The 4,635-nt window shown below is 72.8% G+C and carries 6 protein-coding genes; 2 read left to right on the top strand and 4 right to left on the bottom strand.

Annotated features, from left to right (window positions below; translation table 11 throughout):
- Positions 1-253, bottom strand: a 253-nt coding sequence (locus ACLEQD_RS37475) for a hypothetical protein (RefSeq protein ID WP_410390665.1), incomplete at its 3' end; no start/stop codon positions are given.
- A gap of 71 nt (positions 254-324) precedes the next feature.
- On the opposite strand from ACLEQD_RS37475, the gene ACLEQD_RS37480 reads away from it, so the two are divergent.
- Together ACLEQD_RS37480 and lipB are read left to right on the top strand one after the other, a co-directional pair.
- Positions 325-1,185: a ClpX C4-type zinc finger protein gene (locus tag ACLEQD_RS37480; RefSeq protein WP_410390670.1), complete on the top strand. Its 861-nt coding sequence runs from the start codon at positions 325-327 to the stop codon at positions 1,183-1,185.
- Entirely contained in the window at positions 1,182-2,267 is a 1,086-nt protein-coding gene (gene lipB, locus ACLEQD_RS37485; protein ID WP_410390666.1) for a lipoyl(octanoyl) transferase LipB, read from the top strand. Before ACLEQD_RS37480 ends, lipB begins: the two co-directional genes overlap by 4 nt.
- Positions 2,268-2,273: 6 nt before the next feature.
- On the opposite strand, the gene ACLEQD_RS37490 is transcribed toward lipB, so the two are convergent.
- The 3 genes from ACLEQD_RS37490 to ACLEQD_RS37500 all read right to left on the bottom strand — a co-directional run.
- Entirely contained in the window at positions 2,274-3,095 is an 822-nt protein-coding gene (locus tag ACLEQD_RS37490; RefSeq protein WP_410390667.1) for an MBL fold metallo-hydrolase, read from the bottom strand.
- Between the two features lie 34 nt (positions 3,096-3,129).
- The gene (ribA, locus tag ACLEQD_RS37495) at positions 3,130-3,804 is read right to left on the bottom strand and encodes a GTP cyclohydrolase II (protein WP_410390668.1); all 675 of its coding nucleotides are present in this window, start codon (positions 3,802-3,804) and stop codon (positions 3,130-3,132) included.
- A 122-nt stretch (positions 3,805-3,926) separates the two neighbouring features.
- The coding region (locus ACLEQD_RS37500; protein WP_410390669.1) for a molybdopterin molybdotransferase MoeA at positions 3,927-4,635 on the bottom strand (709 nt) is incomplete at its 5' end.

Here is a 4,635-nt window from a genome sequence, read left to right on the forward strand (position 1 = left end):
CTCGCCGCCTGCCGCGAATGACGCCGACCCGGCGGCGCAGCGGCCCCTGGCCGGGCGGACACAGGCCGACGACACGGAGGGCCAGCGCGGTGCTCCTGAGGGCGACGTCGTCGTCCCGGGCGGCCTGCTGCTTCCTCCCGAGGAGGACGAGTTCCTGCCCGCTACCGGCCTGCTGCGTGCTTCGGGCGCCGAGGACGCCGTCGTCCCCGGCGGGCTCCTGCGTCCACCGGACGAGGACACCTCCCCCGCGCACGCCGAACCGGCACGGGGCCGCCGGCGCGAGAAGCGCATCATCCGAGGGGGCCCACCCGCGCGGATCCCGCCCTGGACGCGTGGTGCTCGTTCTGCTGCCGCCCCCGGGGCGAGGTGGGCGACCTGGTGGCGGGCCCGGCCGGTGCGTTCATCTGCAAGGGCTGCCTGGGCGAATCCCAGGGCCTCCTGGGCGACGTCGTCCCTGCGCCCCCCGTGCGCAAGCCCGTCGTGGAGGAGCCGCGCACAGGGGCCGTGGAGATGGTGGGCCACGACGAGGTGAAGACCCTGCTGGAGCGCACGCTCCAGGCGGGCGCGCGCTGCCTGCTGCTCGTGGGACCGGAGGGCTGCGGCAAGAGCCTCTTCTTCCAGTCGCTCCAGCGGCGCGGCCAGGGGGTGCTCACGTCCGTGGAGGCGCTGGAGTCCACGCCGGGCACGGAGCCGCTCCTCGTGGAGGACGTGGACCGCCTGGCGTCCGGCGGGCAGGCCGCGCTGGTGGCGTTCCTCTCCAGCCGCCGGGAGCGCGCGGTGGTGATGAGCGCTCGCGGCGCGGTGTCGTCCCTGGGCCTGTGGGTGCGAGGGGAGGGCGGCAGCCTGCCCGTGCCCACCACCGCGGGCATGCTCGAAGCGGTGCAGGGACTGGTGCCGGTGTCCGTGCTGGAGCGCGTGCAGGTGCTGCTCCCGGTGCGCCGCCCCACGGTGCCGGAGCTGGTCGAGGTGGCCCGCCGCTCCCTGGCCCTGCGCCAGCCGGCCGTCACCCTGTCGGAAGAAGTCCTGGGCGCGTTCGCCGCCGAAGCGGTCCGCTCCCCGCGCGCGGGGCATGAGCTCCAGGCGCTCCTGTCGCGCGTCTACACGGGCAGCTGGAGCCTGGAGGCGGCGCAGACGCCGGCCGCGCCATCCCACAACCCACGAGGGGGGCGAAAGGGAACACCATGAACACGCTCACCGTCTTCCGCCTGGGCCGGGTGGAGTACGAGGACGGACTGAAGCTGATGCACCTGTTCGGCGAGGCCCGCCTCCAGGGGCTCATCGCAGACGCGCTGCTGCTGCTGGAGCACCCGCCCGTCCTCACGCTGGGCCGCGCCGCGAAGCGCGAGAACATCACCGCCACCGACGCGCGCCTCGCGCAAGAAGGCGTGGAGGTGTTCGACACCAACCGGGGCGGCGACGTCACCTACCACGGCCCGGGACAGGTGGTGGGCTACCCCATCCTCCTGCTGCCGGAGGACCGCCGCGACGTGCGCCGCTACGTGCGCGACGTGGAGCGCGGCCTCATCCAGACGCTCGCGGGCTTCGGCCTCACTGCGGGCGCCATCCCCAAGTGGCCGGGCGTGTGGCTGGGGCACGAAGGCTCACCGGACGCGCGGAAGATTGGCGCCATTGGCGTGCACCTGTCGCGCTGGCTCACCACGCACGGCTTCGCGCTCAACGTGAACACGAACCTGGAGCACTTCCAGCTCATCGTCCCGTGCGGCATCCGCGAGGCGGGCGTCACGTCCATGCAGCGCGAGCTGGGCCACCCCGTGTCCGTCCCGGACGTGGAGGAGGCGCTCGCCCGCGAGTTCTCCCAGGTCTTCGATGCCCAGCGCGTGGACGGCACGGTGGACCTGCGCACGGTGAGCGTCGCGGTGGTGCACGGCCGCGGCCCCGAAGCGCGCGTGCTGCTGCTGCGCCGGACGCCGGAGCGCGGCGGCTTCTGGCAGACGGTGACAGGGCGCCTGGAGCCGGGCGAGTCCCCCGTGGAGGCCGCCCGCCGCGAGGTGGCGGAGGAGACGGGCCTGGCGCTCCCCGTCGTGGACCTGGCCTACCGCCACGCGTTCGCGCTGGGGGAGGCGCTGCCGCCGAAGCTGGTGGAGGAGCACGGCTTCGCGGTGCACGCCGCGCCGGACACCCAGGTGCGCCTGGGCCCGGAGCACGACGCCTTCGAGTGGGTGGACGTGCCCACCGCCCTCGCGCGGCTGCCCTTCCGGGGCCTGCGCGAGACGGTGACCCGGGCGCTCGACGCGCCCAGACCGTGACGCCCGCTACAGCTGGATGACCATCGCCTCCTTCGCGGCGATGGAGGCCTTGCGGTGCTTGCGCACCTCGCGCAGCAGCTTGTCCATGCCCGCGTCGTCGCGGCCCGGGTCGTGGTGGAAGAGCACCAGCTGCTTCACCTCGCTGGCGTCCGCCGCGCGCACCGCCGCCTCCCAGGTGGAGTGGCCCCAGCCCGTGCGGGCCGGCCCGGTGCGGCCGCGGTACTCGTCCTCCGTGTACATGGAGTCGTAGATGAGCGCGTCCGCGCCGCGCGCGAAGTCGAACAGCTTCTGGTCCAGCTCGGTGCCGTGCTCCACGTCCGTGGCGTACACCAGCGAGCGCCCGCCGAAGTCCACGCGGTAGCCCACGTTGCCGCCCGGGTGGTTCAGCTCCAGCGTGCGCACCGTGGCCTTGCCCACCGGGATGTCCTCACCCACCACCACGTCCCGGTACGCCAGGCGCGTGCGGAACACGTCCTCCGCCGTCACCGGGAAGTACGGGGGCACCATCTGCCCGGCCAGTATCTGCTTGAGCGACTTGCCGTCCCGAGGCGACCCGTACAGCGTCACGTCGTTCGCCGGAGAGAACATCGGCGAGAAGAACGGCAGGCCCTGCAGGTGGTCGTAGTGGTAGTGCGAGATGAAGATGGACGCCTTGACGGGCTTGCGCGTCGCCACCAGCGCATCCCCCAGGCCGCGCGCTCCGGAGCCCAGGTCGAAGATGAGCAGCTCGTCCCCGCAGCGGACCTCCACGCACGGCGTGTTGCCGCCGTAGCGCCGGGTCGCGGGGCCGGGCGCGGGGATGGAACCGCGCACCCCCCAGAAGCGCACCTCGAAGCGCGCGGTGCTCCGCCGGGCCGGGCGCTCAGCCGGCCTTGGCTTCGGTGTCGTCGTCCTCCGCGAAGAGCTCAATCAGGTGCCCCGTACGCTCGCGCTTCGTCTTCAAATAGTCGACGTTATGCGGATTGTGCTCGGTCCGGGAAGGGATTCGGCGCCGGACCGCCACGCCTTCCTCCACCAGCCCGGCGATCTTCAGCGGGTTGTTGGTGATCAGGTCCACCGAACGCACATCCAGCGACCGCAGCATTTCCGCAGCGATGTCGTACGAGCGCAAGTCGTCGGCGAAGCCGAGCTGCCGGTTGGCCTCGTAGGTGTCCAGCCCCTTGGACTGCAGGGCGTAGGCCTTGATCTTGTTGCCCAGGCCGATGCCCCGGCCCTCCTGGCGCAGGTACAGCACCACGCCCAGCCCGTTCTGGGCCACGAAGTCCAGCGCCCGGTCCAGCTGCTCGCGGCAGTCGCACTTGAGGCTGCCAAACACTTCGCTCGTGAGGCACTCGGAGTGGATGCGCACCGGCACCCCCTCCAGCCCCTTGGGGTCGCCCACCACCAGCGCCACGTGCTCGCGCCCGTTGCGCTTGTCGCGGAAGACGATGGTCTTCAGCACCCCGCGGGCCGTGGGCACGTCCGCCTCCGAGTACCGCTCCAGGTGCTGGGTCGGCTTGCGGGTCGGCAGGACCTGGGGTGGGCGCGTGTCGGACATGGTAGGTCGTCTCCCGGTAGGGGGCCGTTACTTCTCGCCCCCCCGAATGCAAGTCAAGGTGACACCCGGAGGGGTGTGGTGAAACCCGCCTGTTTCGATGCGGCGGGCGTGGAATGCGTTGCTCAGGCGACCCAGGACAGGGGGAGCAGCTCCACATGGGAGCCATCAGTCAAGCTGCTGGAGTCGTGGGGGAAGTGAAGCAAATGTGTGGCCGCGGAGGCTGAACGCAGGGCCCCCGACGTCTGAGTCCCCAGCGGTTTCGCCCACAGCTCGCCCGCCCGCCAGGTGGCCGTGACGCGCACGAAGTGGGCAAGCCCCGGGGCCTTGGAGAGGCGCCCGTCCAGGCGGCCGGCCACGCGCGGGGGCTCCACGTCCTCCAGCCCCTGGAGCCGGCGCAGGGCGGGGCGGACGAAGAGCTCGAACGTCACCAGGGACGACGTGGGGTTGCCGGGCAGGCCCAGGAACAGGGTGGACCCCCGCTGGCCCACCACCAGCGGCTTGCCGGGCTTGATGGCCACGCGCCAGAAGCGCTGCTCCACGCCCAGGGCCTCCAGGGCGTCCTTCACGAAGTCGTGGTCCCCCACGGAGACGCCGGCGCTGGTGAGGACCACGTCGAAGCCCTCCACGCGCGACAGGGCCTCCTGGACGGCCTCCCGCGTGTCCCGGGCGATGCCCAGCAGCGAGGGCACCCCGCCCGCGCGCCGCACCGCCAGGGCCAGCGCGGGGGCGTTGACGTCCACGATGCCGTCGCCGGGGGGCTCGGTCCACCCGGCACCAGCTCGTCGCCGGTGGACAGCACCGCCACGCGCGGCCGGCGGGGCACCGGCACCG

Origin of the sequence: Corallococcus sp. 4LFB (assembly GCF_046520365.1) — a bacterium.
Classification (GTDB): domain Bacteria; phylum Myxococcota; class Myxococcia; order Myxococcales; family Myxococcaceae; genus Corallococcus; species Corallococcus caeni.